The following is a 15039-nucleotide window of genomic DNA, read 5'->3' as shown; positions in this document are numbered from 1 at the left end:
CCAAGTAGAAGAAATAATGATGTGTTAAAGGATAATCTGAAGCATTTCCCGCTGAATAGAAGTGTTTTTTTCGTATTATTTGCTTGAAGTGTAATATTAATACTAAAAAAATTTAGATTTAAAATATAGGTTTGGTTACTGTAGGTAAAAAGAAACCAAGAGTACTTTTATTTATTCCGATACTATGCAAGTCCATCATTATTAGGTAAAATAGAGGAAATGTCTGAAATAAAAATAGGAAAGGTACGATTAAATGAGGAAAGTCGCGGTCATCACAGATAGTACTGCTTATATACCCAAAGAAGTTAGGGAAGCTAAACATATAAACATGGTTCCTTTAAATGTCGTATTTGGTGCTGAGTCTTTTCAAGAAGAAACAGATCTTACGACGGATTCTTTCTATGAGAAAGTTAGAGAATCAAAAAATTTACCAAAAACGAGTCAGCCATCCATAGGAATTATCACAAAAAAATTAGAAGAACTTTCAAAGGAATATGATGATGTTATTATTGTCACGTTATCAAGTGGAATAAGTGGTACCTATCAGTCTGCTGTAAGTGCTTCTACCCTTGTTGATGATATTAAGGTCCATGTTTTTGACTCTGAAATTAGCTGTATGGTGCAAGGCTTTTATGTTCTAGAAGCAGTAGATATGGCAAATGAAGGCAAGCAAGTATCGGAAATCCTTCAACGATTAGAAGAAATGAAAAAATCAATGCGAGCCTATTTTATGGTTGATGATTTAACAAATTTACATCGGGGTGGACGACTAAACAGTGCTCAGGCGCTTGTTGGTAGTATGCTTCAAGTAAAGCCACTTTTGCATTTTGAAAATACAAAAATTGTACCGTATGAAAAAATTAGAACGCAGAAAAGAGCAATAAAGCGCTTATTTCAATTGTTTGAAGAAGATGCAGAGACAGGTGATAAGTTAAAAGCCACCTTAATTCATGCCAATCGTGAAGAAGTAGCTACTGCACTCCAACAAGAATTAAGTGAGAAATATCCCAATGCAGAAATCTCAATTAGTTATTTCGGTCCTGTAATTGGAACACATCTTGGAGAAGGTGCAATTGGTCTTGGCTGGTACAAGTTATAAAATAAGCACGGCGATCTTCCCGTCGTGCTATTATCTATTTCAATTTAAAAAGGAGTAAAAACATGTCAAAAAAATCCTCTGTTCCTCCTGAAAAAATTCTTCCATTAAATCATTCCTCACTTCGAGAAGACCCCATCGTTCAATATCTATCAGGAAAACTCTTATTAAAAGAAGAACTACCCCAAAACTTAAAAGAACCCTATTTATCACAGCTACAAACACTAGACGCCATCGATCAGCCAAAGAGCCGTCCAACTTGCAATCGCTGCGGAAATAATAAGAAACATTTACTTGGAATTATTCCATGTAACAGGTGTCATCAAACGCACGTCTATTGTCGTAACTGCCTTCAAACGGGTCGTGTACTTGCATGTGAAAAACTGTATTTTTGGGCAGGGGTACAACCAAAATGGACCCATCAATCTGAACCATGCACATGGAAAGGTAATTTAACAAAAGCTCAACAAAAAGCTGCCGATCGTATTTCAGAAGTAATGGATAGTAAGGATAAGAAACTTTTATGTTGGGCAGTTTGTGGCGCAGGAAAAACAGAAATGCTCTTTGCAGGAATAACTTTGGCAATTTCCAAAAATAAACGCGTGTGCCTCGCAACTCCTAGGGCCGATGTAGTACGAGAGTTATTCCCGCGGTTTAGACAGGCATTTAAAAATACAGAAATAGAAGCACTTTATGGTGCTACTAAAGAAAAAACAGGAATTAGCCAACTCACTATTGCTACAACCCATCAATTAATCAGGTACTCGAATGCTTTTGATGTAATCATCATTGATGAGATCGATGCATTTCCATTCCATAATGATGAAAATCTCCACTATTTAGCTAACCGAGCACTTAAAAAAGAAGGCTCACAAATATTTTTAACCGCAACACCACGAAAGAGAGAGCAAATGTTGATTCAAACAGGCAAGCTAGAGGCTGTCTTTGTACCGGTTCGCTTTCATGGACACCCACTCCCAATTCCAAAAGAAAAATATATATTCCGCCTATCTTATACCCTGCAGAAATCGACCCTTCCTTCAGTATTTAAAAATTGGTATAAAAATCGACGGAATCAAACAAGACAAATTCTCCTATTTCTGCCAACGATATCTCTCACAACAAAACTCCTACCAAAAATTCAGGCAATGTATCCAAACAAGAAAATAGAATCCGTTCACGCAGAAGACGCGGAACGAAAAGAAAAAATTGATGCATACAGAAATCATGAAATTGACATTATTTTAACTACCACCATTCTCGAAAGAGGCGTAACATTTCCATCTGTAGATGTCGTGGTGATGGATGCAGGGCATGCTGTTTTTGATGAAGCTGCTCTCGTGCAAATCGCAGGAAGAGCGGGAAGAAGTCCAGATGATCCTACTGGTGAAGTTTTATTTTTACATCAAGGAAGAACAGAAGCTCTAGTATCAGCCATCAAGCAAATAAAAACGATGAATAAGAAAGGAAGAAATTTATGAGCCATTGTCTAATTTGTTATGAGCGGATCGTGCCACAAGTCACCTGGACCAACTTACTCCTACCAGTAAAAGAAGCAATCATATGCTCAGAATGCAAAGAAAAATTACCTATATTAGCTGCTCCCCTTTGCGAAGGCTGTGGAAGAGAAATGACTGAAGAGGGATTTTGTGCGGATTGTTTAAAATGGCAGCAAGATCCTCAGTGGAAACGTGTGCCAATTACGAACCATTCTGTTTATCCTTTTCAACCTTTCATGCGTGAGGTTATTACAACATGGAAATATCGTGGGGATTACCAGTTAATAGAATGTTTTCAAGAGGAATTACTGCATGCTTTTGAAACCTTTTTTTATAAAAAGGAAGAGAGTTTAACGTTAGTTCCTATTCCATTAAGTAATGACAGATTAATCGAACGAGCATTTAACCAGGCTGAAGCGCTGGCGTTGTTAATTAATAAAAATATTCAAGTTGAAGTGGTGCATGCCTTAACCAGAAAGAGCGAGGAAGCTAGTAAACAATCTAAAATGACTAGAAAAAAGCGCTTGGCAAGAGATAATCCATTTACAATAAAAAAGCAGCAAAGTAAACCTGTTATACTCATCGATGATATTTACACAACCGGAATGACTATTCGTCATGCAACAAAGATTTTATTAGAAAGTGGTTGTCCAAAAGTGACCAGTTTTACTCTAGCGAGATAGAGAAAAAGGTCTATTCAATCAGGAAGAATATGCTATAATGAAATCAAAATACGACAAAAAGAGGTGTCTAGTATGGGGGAGCTTGATAACTGTGCACGATGTGATAAATTATTTGTGAAAACCACTAGTTCAGTGTGCCCGGATTGTATCAAAGAAGAAGATAAAGCATTTCGAATCGTTTATAACTATTTGAAAATTCGTAAAAATCGCGAGGCGAAAATTGCACAAATCATAGAAGAGACTGGAGTAGAAGAGGATCTTATTATGAAGTTTGTAAAAGAAAAGCGTTTGCGTCCATCGCAATTTCCTAATCTTAATTACAAATGTGAACAGTGCGGTGACCCGATACAAGAAGGTAAGATTTGTTCTAATTGCGCGAGTAAATTCAATACAGATCTACAACACGAAGCTGAATTAGAAAAAATCAAACAGAGAAACGAAACAGAAGAAAATAAAAAAGCAAGAACATATTTTTCAATGAAAAAAGACTAAAGTTTAAAAAAGTATTCGACATCTTAAATTAGTGCCTGGCACCATTTTAATAGTTGAATACTTTTTTGCATGGATTAAGGTCCTTTTTTCCTATTTTCGAAATATTATTTAACATTGTTATACAATGGTCGATATAAATAGTAGAATAAAGGTGCGAATGAAAGGAAAGAGGTGGTTTGGAATGAAGATTCAAGGGCCAAATCAGAGTCAAATAAACCCTTATCAAAAGCAAATAAATAAGCAAACGGATGAAAAGAAATCATCTACTTATAAACCAGATCAATTAGAAATCTCTAAGCAAGCGAAGGAGATGCAAAACAAACAGCACCCACAGCAGGTGCGTCAAGCGTTTGTGTATGAAATCAAACAGCAAGTAGAATCTGGAGAGTATAAAGTCGATCATCAAGCAACGGCGAAAAAACTCTTAGAGTTCTATCAGAAATAATTCGAACGGTAAAGGAGTATGTGTATGTCCGTTCAAACGATCGTATCTTTTTTAGATAAATTAACACAGCTTCATGAAAGTTTGTTAGAAATCTCCCACTTAAAAACTGAAAAGTTGAAAGCTGGTGAGATTGATAGTCTGCAGGAGTTAATTAAACAAGAACAAAAACATGTACAAGCAATTAACCAAGTAGAGTTAAAAAGAATAGAAGCGGTAGAAGGGTGGGCGAAAAGTCATCAGCTCAACCCAAATGAAATGACCGTGTCGATGATGATCGAATCCCATGTAGAAGGAACGGAAAAAGACAAATTAGAAAAAGTGACGTTAAAACTTGCAGAAGTACTTGTAACTTTACGTGCACAGGAAGAATTAAATCGCCAGCTCACAGAGCAATCCTTACAATTTGTTCGATTTTCGATTGATATGATTCAACCATCGATTAAAAACATTAACTATGGAAATACCAAGAAGTCTGCCACTGATCAAAGCACGAATCGATCCGTTTTTGATTCCAAGGCTTAAGTTTAGGAGGAACAAATAAATGCCGTCAACGTTTAACGGTTTAGAAGTAGCAAGGCGTGCCCTAAATACACAACAATCTGCCCTGTATACCACAGGTCATAATATAGCGAATGCAAACACAGAAGGCTTTACTCGTCAGCGTGTGAATATGACTCAAACAGCACCATATCCACCAGCTTCACGAAATCGTCCAGAAATACCAGGACAGGTTGGTAGTGGGGTGGAAGCGGGTTCGATTGAACGTGTGCGTGATAGCTTTCTAGATATTCAGTATCGTCAGGAAAATAGTAAGGTTGGCTTTTATGAGACTAAAGCAAATGCAATGAGTCAAATGGAAACGATTCTTAACGAACCGTCAGAGGAAGGCTTATCGCATTCAATGGATCAATTCTGGCAAAGCTTGCAGGATTTAGCAGTTAACCCAGAAGATTCCGGAGCACGTTCTGTTGTAAGACAGCGCGGGATAGCAGTATCAGAAGCCTTTCAATATATAAATAGCTCACTTGAAGGTGTCAGAAATAACTTGAATAATGAAATTACGGTTGACCAAAAGCAAGTGAATTCTTATATGGATCAGATTAACAGTTTGAATCAACAAATTTCTGAGATTGAACCACACGGCTATTTACCTAATGACTTATACGATGAGCGTGATCGTTTAATAGATGGTCTATCCGAGCTTGTGAATATTAAAGTGACTTACGATAAAAGTAATGGACAACCAAGTTCTATAGCCCAAGGAATTGCTACGGTAACACTAGCTGGAAATGGTGCTGCAAATGGTGTCACCCTTGTTGATGGTGCTACAAAAGAAGTCAACCATATGACATTTAATTTCGGTGATGATAACAATGTAGAAAATATTTCATTTTCTGATGATCCAACAGTTGTTGAGGCACATGATTTTGGCATAACAGGTAAGCTAAAGGCATTAATGGAAGGCAATGGTTATTTGGATCAAAACGGCGATGCAGCTGGTGAATTTAATGTTATGCTCAGTAATCTTGATGAAATGGCTGAAGCATTCGTAGCAGAATTTAATACTGTTCATCAACAAGGAACAAACTTAACTGATGATCAAAGCTATGATTTCTTTGAATTCGACGGTGCAGGAAGAGCAGCGTCAACGATAGATGTAACAGATGACATTAAGCAGGACAAAGACAAAATAGCAGCAAGCCTAAACGGTGATAGTGGAGACGGAGAAAACGCAGATTTACTGTCAGATGTGTATACGAAATTAGATATTGGTCTTGGTGAAAAAACATCTGTAAAAAGTTTTTACGAATCAGCAATAGGTGAAATGGCTGTTATAGCCCAAGAAGCTAACCGAATGGTAAATAATGCTGGTGTGTTAAGACAGCAAGTGCAAGAAAATCGTCAATCAGTCAGTGCTGTTTCCTTAGATGAAGAAATGACGAATTTAATAAAGTTCCAGCATGCTTATAACGCAGCGGCAAGAAATATGACAACTGTCGATGAAATGCTAGATCGAATCATCAATAATATGGGATTAGTAGGAAGGTAGGTAATCGTATATGCGCGTAACACAAGGAATGTTAACCAATAATATGCTCCGTAATTTAAGTAATAGCTACGGTAGCCTCGGTAAATATATGGAACAATTATCAACTGGCAAAAAGATTAACCGACCATCTGATGATCCTGTTATAGCGATGAAGGGAATGAATTATCGCACCCAAGTGAAAAATGTGGAGCAATATCAACGCAATATTGGAGAAGTACACAACTGGATGGATAATACTGATTCAGCCCTTGATAAAGTGCAAAAAGGTTTGTCACGTCTTCGAGATCTAGCTGTTCAGGGATCGAACGGGACCTACGAAGACGGTCAACGTGGAAGTATTGCTTCTGAAGTGGATCAGTTAAAACAACACTTAGTAGAAATTGCGAATACAAAAGTGAATAATAAATACATTTTTAATGGTACTGGAACTACTGGAACAATAGATGGTGCAGGAGATGAGCAACCACCTGTAACATTAGATGCAGATGGAAATGTCGTGACTGTACCAACAAATAATGGTGCAGTTAACATTGAAGTTTCAAATGGTTCTAAAATTCAAGCAAATATTGATCCAACGAACCTTTTTAGTGAAGATTTGTTTAAAGACATGGAAGATTTTGCAGCTGCTTTAAGAAATGGTGCAGACACAGATGCTCTAGGTGCATTTATAGGAACTATTGATGGACACATTGATAATAATGTAAATGAGCGAGCAGATCTTGGGGCAAGACAAAATCGTATTGAGTTAATCGAAAATCGGGTGCTTGAACAAGAAGTTACTGCAAAAAATATGATGTCTAATAATGAAGATGCAGATATGGAAAAAGTTATTATGAACTTAACTTCACAGGAAAGTGTGCATCGTGCAGCATTAAGCTCAGGCTCTCGCGTGATCCAACCAACTTTATTAGACTTTTTACGTTAATATGAAGCCTTGCCTTTTGATGAAGGTAGGGCTTTTCGTTTACTTGCCCGTTTAGATTTTATATTTTTCCTCATAGTTCTAATCTACGTAATGGAAATTTAATTTTCAAGAATAAGAAAAAGTCATCTATTCTCTATAAGACTAGCGAAGGCAAGTTTTTCTAAAAGAGGTGAAGGAATGCAACTACCGCAAATATCAATTCAATCTCAAAATGCTTTAATTGGTATTAATAAGAAAAATGCAGAGCTTACGGTTGACTCCGGCCCAGCGGTGCAAACAATAAACCATACGCCTGTAGATCTTCAAATCAATACTCGTCCAGGGAAACTAACCATTGATCAATCAAAAGCTTTGGCAGATGTAGGCATTATACCAACTGAACAGTCAATTAAGAAAAATGCTCAAGAATCTATGCAAACCGCAATGGCTGGTTCTCGTAAAAGAAGACACCAGGGTGATGAATTAATGAAGATTGAAAATGGCGGAGAACCAATTGCTCGTCAGGCAAAAATAAACGGTGAAAGACAAGAGAAACGGTTTAATATAGGTTGGATCCCTTCCTTAGATGCAGTGAAAATTAATTATCAGCCTGCGGAAGTTGATATTAATGCAACAGCTAATAAACCGGTAATACAAGTGCAACAGACAAAAAATCAATTTCAATATCAAGCAGGAAGTGTTGAGACGTATTTAAAACAGAAAAATTGGATAGAAGTAAGTGTTGAAAATTTAGAACCAAATAGTGGAAGTTTTGAAATAAATATCTAGAGGTGAAATATGATAATAGAAACAAAGTATTTTGGAGAAGTTGATATAAAAGAAGAAGAAAAAATTCATTTCCCGCAGGGGTTACCAGGTTTTACAGATGAAAAGGAATTTATTCTATTGAATTTTGAAGATAATGATCTTTTTCAAGTTTTACAATCAGTTAAACAAGCTAATCCTGCTTTCTTTGTAGTAAATCCGTTTATATTTTTGAAGGATTTTGAATTTGAATTAGATGACCAAACGATAGAACAATTAAAAATCGAATCAGAAGAAGATGTACAAGTTTTTTCTATTGTAACGTTAAAAGATCCAATGCCAGCTAGTACCACCAATTTGCAAGCTCCGATCGTTATTAATCAAAAGAAATTGATAGCAAAGCAATATATTACAAAAAGTCAAAAGTATTCAACAAAAGAAAAGATTTTTAATCTTACCTCCAAGGCGAAGGGGGAATAACATGTTAGTCTTAACGAGGAAAATCAATGAAGCGATAAAAATTAGTGATGACATAGAAGTGCGAATTGTTGCTATAGACGGTGATCAAGTGAAGCTAGGAATAACTGCACCAAGTGATGTGGACATATATAGACAAGAAATTTATGAAGCAATTAAAGCTGAAAATAGCGAAGCAGCAAGCATTTCAGAGGATTTTATTAAATTACTAAAAAAAAATGATAAAAAGTATTAAACATTTAGTATCATCGACCGATATTATATATAGAAGCTAATACACGTGATAGGCGGCCGACTTTCACACATTAGTCGAACCACATGGATGTGGAAAATGAAAACACTCAAGGAGGAAATTTACTTATGATTATTAACAATAATATTCCAGCGTTGAATACTCACCGCCAATTAGGAATCAACCAAAATGCAATGCAAAATTCAATGGAGAAGCTTTCATCAGGTCTTCGTATTAACAAAGCAGGAGACGATGCAGCAGGTCTAGCTATCTCTGAGAAAATGCGTGCGCAGATCAATGGTCTTGATCAAGCAAGCCGTAACTCACAAGATGGTATTTCCATGATTCAAACTGCTGAGGGTGGACTAGACGAAAGTCATTCAATCCTTCAACGTATGCGTGAATTAGCTGTTCAATCTTCAAACGATACGAACGTTCAACAAGATCGTGATGCATTGAATGATGAATTTACACAATTAGGTAATGAGCTTGCAAGAATTAAAGACAATACACAATTCAACACACAAAATCTTCTTGATGGTACAGCTGGAGCTAGTGGAAATGTTACTATTCAAGTTGGGGCGAACGAAACTGAAACAACAGAAATTGACTTTACTACAGCTGGAGTAAACTTATCTGGTGTAGTTGCAGCAGCACAAAGTGGAAGTATCGCTTCTCTTAGTGGAGCACAAGCGGCTATCACAACTATTGAAGATCAGATCGAAACTGTATCTAAAGGTCGTTCATATTTAGGTGCTATGCAAAATCGTCTTGAGCACACAATTGCTAACTTAGATAACTCTTCTGAGAATCTATCAGCAGCAGAATCTCGTGTTCGTGACGTAGATATGGCTAAAGAGATGATGGAAATGACTAGAGCAAATATTCTTTCTCAAGCGTCTCAATCCATGTTAGCTCAAGCTAATCAACAACCACAATCAGTATTACAATTACTTGGTTAATAACGAATAGAAAGCAAAGACTCTGAATTAATTTCAGAGTCTTTTTTCTTATTGTTTATAAAAAAAGATGTCTACCATTGAAAAGATTATCAACAGACCGATATAATAGGTATATACATGTAAGTAATACAGGAGGATGTTGAATGAATTTAATATTGAACAACAATGACAAGGTAGTGAGTATAGATAGAGAAATATCACCTAATGAATTAATAAATGAAATAAATAATCTTATTGGAGACGAATTGATTTTTAGCCATGTAGTTATTAATGGGCAAGAAATTTATAGTAATCTTGAAGAGTTTTTAGCTAATAATATAAAAGAAACCGAAAAAATAGAGGTCATCGCAAGAACTAGAAAAGAATTTGTGCATGAATCTTTACTTTCAGCTAAAAATTATTTAGCACAAACAAATTCATTAATAGATGATATAGTCAGTCAATTTTATAGCAACCCCTCATCAAAAGAATGGGGACAGTTTGGGCATCTTGTTGATGGATTGCAATGGTTAACGCAGTTAATTACGAATATGGATGGTATAGAGGAAAGACCTCGTAATTGGGGGGAATATGTTGAAATCCATCAAAAAATACAAAATGTTGTGATGGAGCTTGGTGAAGCAGTAGAGCAAAAGGATAATACGCTCATTGGGGACATCATTAACTATGAAATGAAGCCTACATATGAAGAATTAAATACGATTATTTCAAACACAATTAATAATGAAGGAAATAGTAACGATGTTAATTGAAAATAGAAATTATTTGAGACTACAACAGCGCAGTCTCATAAAAGAGATAGATGAAGTAGAAATAAATCGCGATAAAATAGTTGTAGAAAATGCTAGAAAAGGTATGCCAACTTTAGTGATCAAGAACCAAAGTAGAACCAAATACCTTCATAGTAAATATGATCCCTATTCAGAAGCAGAACGTATCGTTAAAAGTGTGAATTTAAAACGCGAAACAAAGCATGTTATTTTATTTGGTGTTGGTCTGGGTTATCATATTATTGAATTACTAAAGAAATATCCTACTATAACAATGTCCATTTATGAACCAGACAGAGAATTATTAGCTACATTTTTAAAAAACTTTTCACTAGAGAGTATAGAAAAAGGAACATTAAGCTGCATTTTACCCATCAATTCTAGCTTAAGTAATGAGCTAGCAATACTACAACAAAGGTATGGCAATAATATCGAAGTTTTTCCATTACCTACCTACGAGGATTTATTTAAAAAAGAGTTAGAGGAACTATATAAATCTTTAATTACGACTCTTAAGAATCAAAAAGGAAATTTTGTAGCAAACGTAACATTTCAAAAACGTTGGACGATTAATGCAGTTAAAAATTTCCCTGCAGTATTAAATACACCTAATATTTTTAAAGATATTAATACTAACCATTTTAAAGATAAACCTGCAATTATAGTAGCAGCAGGGCCAAGCTTAAATAAAGAATTTGACAATTTAAAAAAGATTAAAGAACAAGGATTGGCGTATATTTTTTCAGTTGGATCTGCGATTAATGCTTTAATAGAGAATAATATTTATCCTGATGCTGCTTGTACCTATGACCCATCTGAACATAATCAGGTCGTTTTTGAAAAATTAAAAGATAAACAAATAAACGATATCCCTATAATTTTTGGAAGTACAGTAGGATATGAAACTATAGAAAATTATCCTGGGGATATGGTTCATATGATTACAAGTCAAGATACTGTTTCAGCTGCATTATTGGAGAACTCAAAGGAAATAGATAGAGTAAATGATGCACCTTCTATCGCAGTTGTTACGTATCAATTACTCGAAAAGTTAGGTTTTACTCAGGTATATTTGGTTGGACAAAATTTAGCATTCTTAGATTCAAAGATGTATGCAGAAGGTATTGAATACGGGAAAGATATCGACGAGAATAATTCGGAAAACTTATTAACTGTCCAAGATGTAGAGGGAAATAAGATAGTTACCAATGAAGGCTATGACAGCATGCGTCGACAATTGGAACAATCCATAGCATCAACACCAAATGTTCAAGTTTATAACACAACAGTTGGTGGAGCTAAAATAGAAGGCACTAGCTTTATTTTGCTTAGTAATGTGATAGACAAACACTTTAGTAATCATGTAGTGGCACCTAATTGGTATAAGGGTACTTCTAATTATAATATCGATCATGTAAATAAAATGCTTTTAAAATATAAGAGAGAGCAAGAAAATTTAGAAAAGCTTTTATATGAACTGGAAATTATTTTAGAGAAACTTCACTCGAAAATAAATTCGAATGAAAAGGCTAAACTTGAAAATAATCTGAATAAGTTTGATAGGGTATTTAAAAAGATGAAGAACAATAATTATTATATTTCTTTTATTTCACCGATGATTCGTGTGCAAACAGAGACGTTAGCGGAAAAGTCAAAAAATATTAAATATGATATTGATTCATCAACAAAAATATCACAAATCAATCAACATTTTGGTAAATATATTCGTGAGGTTATAAATCATTTAGAGTTTACAAAACCTTTTTATGAGGATCTCATAAAATCTGTAAGAATTACACAAGACCATGCTTAAACTATTAAATTGCAAGTTCGATATTTCAATAATTACTAGTGCTATGAGACAAAGATTGAAATTAGTAGTGATTAATTTCAGGTGAGAATTTTATTATACACTTTTTAAAAAAGATTTTTAATAAAGAACTACACCTCAAAAGCTAACGTGAAAACTTACCTTTTTGGGTTTTTGTTTGGGAAGATTACTTTGATATCAGTATCCACGGAGGAAGTCATAAAGTTATAACCTTATATGTATGTCAAAATAGAGTTCATCATAAAACACAGTGCTTACTCATATATTTTCAAAAGAAATAGGCTTATACACCTAGGAATTAGGGTATGGTAAAGAATAGTTGAAATACAAATGTAAAAGGAGCAGTGTGAGATGATTCGATTTGAGAATGTATCGAAGGTGTATGCGGATGAAACGCATGCGGTCGATGGTGTTGATCTTGAAATTGAAAAGGGTGAATTCTTTGTCATCATTGGACCGAGTGGTTGCGGGAAAACGACGCTATTGAAGATGATAAATCGTTTGATAAAGCTAACGGACGGAACGATTTTTATTGATGAAAAGCGTATTAGTGATTATAACATTCATGAATTACGCTGGAATATTGGGTATGTATTACAACAAATTGCACTTTTTCCGCATATGACGATTGCAGAGAATATTGCGATTGTGCCTGAAATGAAGAAATGGAAGCAAGAAGAAACAGATGCTCGCATTGATGAGCTTCTTGAGATGGTTGGCCTTGACGCGAAGACATATCGTGATCGTCTACCTCATGAACTCTCAGGAGGTCAACAGCAACGCATAGGAGTAGTGCGAGCGCTAGCCGCTGACCCTGATATTATCTTGATGGACGAGCCGTTTAGTGCGCTTGATCCAATTAGCAGAGAAAAATTGCAGGAAGATATATTAGATCTACAGAAAAAGATCAATAAAACGATCATTTTTGTTACGCATGATATGTCAGAGGCGCTTAAACTTGCTGATCGTGTTTGTATTATGAAAGAGGGAAATGTTGTACAACTGGGTACGCCGAAAGAAATTGTTCAGCATCCCTCAAATGAATTTGTACGTACTTTTGTAGGAGATAAAAAGCAAGGGTTAGATCAATTATTGGATGTGAAATCGATCATGAAGTCGCCAGAAAATGAAAATGAAGGTTTACCTTCTATTTCTGTTAATAGCCATCCAAAGTCAGTATTAGAAGCATTAACTGAAAATGATCGTATTTTAATTATTGATAAAGGTAAAACAATAGGTGTGATTGACCGAAAAACAGTTTTTGCACACTTAGCTCACCAGCAGGATAGAGGTGAGGTTCATGCGTGAATTTTTAAATGTATTTGAAGCTAGGCAATCAGAGTTATGGGCATCCTTACTCGAGCATATGCAAATATCATTTATTGCGGTTTTCTTTTCTGTTTTGATCGCGATTCCAATTGGTATATATTTAACTCGCAAAGAAAAGATTGCCGAGTTCATTATTGGGATTTCAGCTGTGATGCAGACGATTCCTTCACTTGCTCTACTTGGTTTATTTATCCCGTTATTTGGGATTGGCAAGGTTCCTGCAATTATTGCTTTAGTTGCTTATGCACTGCTACCGATTCTTAGGAATACATACACTGGTATTAAAGAAGTAGACAGTGCGCTGATTGAAGCCGCTACAGCAATGGGAATGAATAGTCGAAAACGGTTGATTAAGGTAGAATTACCACTCGCTATGCCAGTTATTATGGCAGGTATTCGAACCTCTACAGTATTAATTATCGGTACAGCGACACTTGCGGCTTTAATTGGAGCGGGTGGACTAGGTGATATTATTTTACTTGGAATTGATCGTAATAATACCAATTTAATAATATTAGGTGCGATACCTGCAGCACTTCTTGCAATATTATTTGATTTTATTTTAAAAAGATTTGAACGTTTATCTTATAAAAAGCTATTGATTACTATCATAAGTTTTGTGGTGGTTATTACGTTCATAATATTGGCTCCATTTATTATAAGGGGCGGACAAGATGAAATTGTCATTGCAGGAAAACTTGGATCAGAACCCGAGATTCTAATCAATATGTATAAAATTTTAATTGAAGATGAGACAGACATGAGTGTTAAGCTTGAGCCTGGTTTTGGTAAGACATCTTTTGTTTTTAATGCACTCGAATCTGGAAGTATTGATATTTATCCTGAATTTACAGGAACCGTGCTTGGTGCCTTAATTAACGAAACGCCAGAAAGCACAGACCGCGAAGAAGTCTATGAACAGGCTAAAAGTGGCATCAAAGAACAATTTAATATGGTGCTACTGGAGCCAATGGAATTTAATAATACGTACACGCTTGCGGTTGGACAGGAGTTTTCAGAAGAAAATAACCTAGAGACGATTTCAGATTTGGCTTCTGTTGAAGAGGATATAACTGCTGGATTCACATTAGAGTTCTCTGATCGTGAGGATGGTTATTTAGGAATTCAAGATGTTTATGATTTAGAATTTCCTGAGGTAATAACAATGGAGCCACAGTTGCGTTATACTGCATTCGAAAATGGAGAAATAAATTTGCTTGATGCATATTCTACAGATAGTGAGTTAGAACGATATAATTTAGTCGTTCTAGAAGATGATCAAGAATTATTCCCGCCATATCAAGGTGCACCTCTGATGCGGGAGGAAACTTTAGAAGAACACCCTGAATTAGAGTCAGCATTAAACAAGCTAGCTGGAAAAATTTCTGGTGACGAGATGAGAGAAATGAATTATTTAGTCGATGTAGAGGGAGAAGATCCAACTGATGTTGCCAGAAATTATTTAGAGGAAAATAATATTATTGATTGATGAGAAGAGCAGGGA

At 35.5% G+C, this 15039-nt stretch carries 16 protein-coding genes; all 16 read left to right on the top strand.

All coding sequences use genetic code 11. From position 1 onward, the window contains the following. Window positions 1–253 precede the first annotated feature (253 nt). The 16 genes from DFR57_RS03900 (at window position 254) to DFR57_RS03825 (ending at window position 15024) form a co-directional block, all read left to right on the top strand. Entirely contained in the window at window positions 254–1099 is an 846-nt protein-coding gene (locus tag DFR57_RS03900) for a DegV family protein (protein ID WP_114351856.1), read from the top strand. Between the two features lie 62 nt (window positions 1100–1161). Next, window positions 1162–2577, top strand: coding sequence for an ATP-dependent helicase ComFA (locus DFR57_RS03895; protein WP_114351855.1), 1416 nt, complete (start codon window positions 1162–1164; stop codon window positions 2575–2577). Beyond that, entirely contained in the window at window positions 2574–3278 is a 705-nt protein-coding gene (locus DFR57_RS03890) for a ComFC family protein (RefSeq protein WP_114351854.1), read from the top strand. Before DFR57_RS03895 ends, DFR57_RS03890 begins: the two co-directional genes overlap by 4 nt. 72 nt (window positions 3279–3350) lie before the next feature. Beyond that, window positions 3351–3770 carry a TIGR03826 family flagellar region protein gene (locus DFR57_RS03885; protein WP_114351853.1) on the top strand — a complete coding sequence of 140 codons (420 nt, stop codon included), beginning with the start codon at window positions 3351–3353 and terminating at the stop codon, window positions 3768–3770. A 181-nt stretch (window positions 3771–3951) separates the two neighbouring features. Next, complete coding sequence (gene flgM / locus DFR57_RS03880) at window positions 3952–4215, top strand: flagellar biosynthesis anti-sigma factor FlgM (protein WP_114351852.1); 264 nt, start codon at window positions 3952–3954, stop codon at window positions 4213–4215. Between the two features lie 24 nt (window positions 4216–4239). Next, window positions 4240–4737: a flagellar protein FlgN gene (locus DFR57_RS03875; RefSeq protein WP_114351851.1), complete on the top strand. Its 498-nt coding sequence runs from the start codon at window positions 4240–4242 to the stop codon at window positions 4735–4737. A gap of 19 nt (window positions 4738–4756) precedes the next feature. Further along, complete coding sequence (flgK, locus tag DFR57_RS03870; RefSeq protein WP_114351850.1) at window positions 4757–6265, top strand: flagellar hook-associated protein FlgK; 1509 nt, start codon at window positions 4757–4759, stop codon at window positions 6263–6265. A 10-nt stretch (window positions 6266–6275) separates the two neighbouring features. Then, on the top strand, window positions 6276–7190 hold the full coding sequence (gene flgL, locus DFR57_RS03865; RefSeq protein ID WP_114351849.1) for a flagellar hook-associated protein FlgL: 915 nt from the start codon (window positions 6276–6278) through the stop codon (window positions 7188–7190). A 177-nt stretch (window positions 7191–7367) separates the two neighbouring features. Further along, window positions 7368–7958, top strand: a complete 591-nt coding sequence (locus DFR57_RS03860) for a DUF6470 family protein (protein WP_114351848.1) — start codon at window positions 7368–7370, stop codon at window positions 7956–7958. A gap of 9 nt (window positions 7959–7967) precedes the next feature. Then, window positions 7968–8414: a flagellar assembly protein FliW gene (gene fliW, locus DFR57_RS03855; protein WP_114351847.1), complete on the top strand. Its 447-nt coding sequence runs from the start codon at window positions 7968–7970 to the stop codon at window positions 8412–8414. A gap of 1 nt (window position 8415) precedes the next feature. Continuing rightward, window positions 8416–8646: a carbon storage regulator CsrA gene (gene csrA / locus DFR57_RS03850; RefSeq protein WP_114351846.1), complete on the top strand. Its 231-nt coding sequence runs from the start codon at window positions 8416–8418 to the stop codon at window positions 8644–8646. A gap of 125 nt (window positions 8647–8771) precedes the next feature. Further along, window positions 8772–9605 carry a flagellin N-terminal helical domain-containing protein gene (locus tag DFR57_RS03845; RefSeq protein WP_114351845.1) on the top strand — a complete coding sequence of 278 codons (834 nt, stop codon included), beginning with the start codon at window positions 8772–8774 and terminating at the stop codon, window positions 9603–9605. Window positions 9606–9748: 143 nt separating this feature from the next. Further along, window positions 9749–10357 carry a hypothetical protein gene (locus tag DFR57_RS03840; RefSeq protein ID WP_114351844.1) on the top strand — a complete coding sequence of 203 codons (609 nt, stop codon included), beginning with the start codon at window positions 9749–9751 and terminating at the stop codon, window positions 10355–10357. Beyond that, window positions 10347–12188 carry a motility associated factor glycosyltransferase family protein gene (locus DFR57_RS03835; protein WP_170132899.1) on the top strand — a complete coding sequence of 614 codons (1842 nt, stop codon included), beginning with the start codon at window positions 10347–10349 and terminating at the stop codon, window positions 12186–12188. The genes DFR57_RS03840 and DFR57_RS03835 overlap by 11 nt, the downstream gene beginning before the upstream one ends. Before the next feature lie 369 nt (window positions 12189–12557). Beyond that, a complete protein-coding gene (locus DFR57_RS03830; RefSeq protein ID WP_114351842.1) occupies window positions 12558–13514 on the top strand; it encodes an ABC transporter ATP-binding protein in 957 nt (318 codons plus the stop codon). Continuing rightward, a complete protein-coding gene (locus DFR57_RS03825) occupies window positions 13507–15024 on the top strand; it encodes an ABC transporter permease/substrate-binding protein (protein WP_114351841.1) in 1518 nt (505 codons plus the stop codon). The genes DFR57_RS03830 and DFR57_RS03825 overlap by 8 nt, the downstream gene beginning before the upstream one ends. Window positions 15025–15039 lie beyond the last annotated feature (15 nt).

This window comes from Saliterribacillus persicus, from assembly GCF_003337485.1.
Classification (GTDB): Bacteria; Bacillota; Bacilli; order Bacillales; family Amphibacillaceae; genus Saliterribacillus; species Saliterribacillus persicus.
The sequence above is the reverse complement of the archived record's forward strand: the minus strand, read 5'-3'. Positions and strand labels throughout refer to the sequence as shown.